Genomic DNA, 1,825 nt, shown 5'->3' with positions numbered 1-1,825 from the left:
CTAAAAGGAGTCCGGCGGTGTCCTACTCTCCCACAGGGTCCCCCCTGCAGTACCATCGGCGCTGTGAGGCTTAGCTTCCGGGTTCGGAATGTGACCGGGCGTTTCCCTCACGCTATGGCCGCCGAAACACTATTGATGTTTCAATCAAACCTAAAGCAATGATGAATCATTGTTGAAGGTAGTTCTCGACCGTACATCGAGAACCACTCAGTGGACGCAAGCACCAACAAACGGTGTGTTATCAAGTCATCGGCTTATTAGTACCAGTCAGCTGCACACGTTACCGTGCTTCCACATCTGGCCTATCAACCCAGTAGTCTGGCTGGGAGCCTCTCACCCGAAGGTATGGAAGTCTCATCTTGAGGCCGGCTTCCCGCTTAGATGCTTTCAGCGGTTATCCATCCCGAACGTAGCTAATCAGCGGTGCTCCTGGCGGAACAACTGACACACCAGAGGTTCGTCCAACCCGGTCCTCTCGTACTAGGGTCAGATCCTCTCAAACTTCCTACGCGCGCAGCGGATAGGGACCGAACTGTCTCACGACGTTCTAAACCCAGCTCGCGTACCGCTTTAATGGGCGAACAGCCCAACCCTTGGGACCTACTCCAGCCCCAGGATGCGACGAGCCGACATCGAGGTGCCAAACCATGCCGTCGATATGGACTCTTGGGCAAGATCAGCCTGTTATCCCCGAGGTACCTTTTATCCGTTGAGCGACAGCGCTTCCACAAGCCACTGCCGGATCACTAGTCCCGACTTTCGTCCCTGCTCGACCTGTCAGTCTCACAGTCAAGCTCCCTTGTGCACTTACACTCGCCACCTGATTGCCAACCAGGTTGAGGGAACCTTTGGGCGCCTCCGTTACTTTTTGGGAGGCAACCGCCCCAGTTAAACTACCCACCAGGCACTGTCCCTGAACCGGATTACGGTTCGAAGTTAGATATCCAGAGTGACCAGAGTGGTATTTCAACAATGACTCCACGGTAACTGGCGTCACCGCTTCAAAGTCTCCCACCTATCCTACACAAGCCACACCGAACACCAATACCAAGCTGTAGTAAAGGTCACGGGGTCTTTCCGTCCTGCTGCGCGTAACGAGCATCTTTACTCGTAATGCAATTTCGCCGAGTTCGCGGTTGAGACAGTTGGGAAGTCGTTACGCCATTCGTGCAGGTCGGAACTTACCCGACAAGGAATTTCGCTACCTTAGGATGGTTATAGTTACCACCGCCGTTTACTGGGGCTTAAATTCTCAGCTTCGCCTTGCGGCTAACCGGTCCTCTTAACCTTCCAGCACCGGGCAGGCGTCAGTCCGTATACATCGTCTTGCGACTTGGCACGGACCTGTGTTTTTAGTAAACAGTCGCTACCCACTAGTCTCTGCGGCCTCCAAACGCTTTCGGAGCAAGTCCTAATACGTCGAAGGCCCCCCTTCTCCCGAAGTTACGGGGGCATTTTGCCGAGTTCCTTAACCACGATTCTCTCGATCTCCTTGGTATTCTCTACCTGACCACCTGAGTCGGTTTGGGGTACGGGCGGCTAGAACCTCGCGTCGATGCTTTTCTCGGCAGCATAGGATCATCCACTTTTTATCCGCATCGTGTCTCAGCCTGTATGAGTCGCGGATTTGCCTACGACTCGGCCTACGCACTTGCACCAGGACAACCATCGCCTGGCTTGGACTACCTTCCTGCGTCACACCTGTTAATACGCTAACCGCACCAGCATGGGGTCACGTGCTCCCCTCCACGGTGTCACCCGAAGGTGACGATGTGAAGGCTCGGACGTTTAGCACCACTGGATTAGCTTGGGCGGTTCTTCTCCG

At 54.6% G+C, this 1,825-nt stretch carries 2 rRNA genes (1 of these 2 only partly in view); both read right to left on the bottom strand.

The features are described 5' to 3' along the window. Positions 1–9 precede the first annotated feature (9 nt). Positions 10–126 (bottom strand): 5S ribosomal RNA (rrf, locus tag AB0310_RS17050). Positions 127–237: 111 nt separating this feature from the next. Further along, positions 238–1,825, bottom strand: a 23S ribosomal RNA gene (locus AB0310_RS17045) (it continues 1,614 nt past the right edge of the window).

Origin of the sequence: Microbacterium meiriae, from assembly GCF_040702565.1 — a bacterium.
Taxonomy (GTDB): Bacteria; Actinomycetota; Actinomycetes; order Actinomycetales; family Microbacteriaceae; genus Microbacterium; species Microbacterium meiriae.
This window is presented reverse-complemented; position numbering and strand designations above follow the sequence as displayed.